Origin of the sequence: Pseudomonas sp. HY13-MNA-CIBAN-0226 (assembly GCF_040310305.1) — a bacterium.
Lineage (GTDB): Bacteria > Pseudomonadota > Gammaproteobacteria > Pseudomonadales > Pseudomonadaceae > Aquipseudomonas > Aquipseudomonas gregormendelii.
Window position 1 is genome coordinate 1 of sequence record NZ_JBEOPS010000557.1, and the last position, 242, is coordinate 242.

1 protein-coding gene is annotated in these 242 nt (G+C 52.9%); it reads right to left on the bottom strand.

The genetic code is table 11. The features are described from left to right. A partial coding sequence (locus tag AAEZ05_RS29895) for an aldehyde dehydrogenase family protein (protein ID WP_350650270.1) occupies nucleotides 1–242 on the bottom strand: 242 nt, incomplete at both ends.

Sequence of the window (242 nt, forward strand, 5' to 3'; positions counted from 1 at the left end):
GAATAGAGGCAGGGGTTTGCTCAGCAGGTTTGAGAACCACACAGTTACCCGCAGCAAGCGCAGGAGCCAGTTTCCACACGGCCATTAGGATAGGGAAGTTCCAAGGGATAATCTGACCAACAACGCCTAGTGGCTCATGGAAATGATAGGCAACGGTATCGTCATCGATTTGGCTGATGCCGCCTTCTTGAGCGCGAATGGCACTGGCGAAATAACGGAAATGGTCAACGGCTAGCGGGATG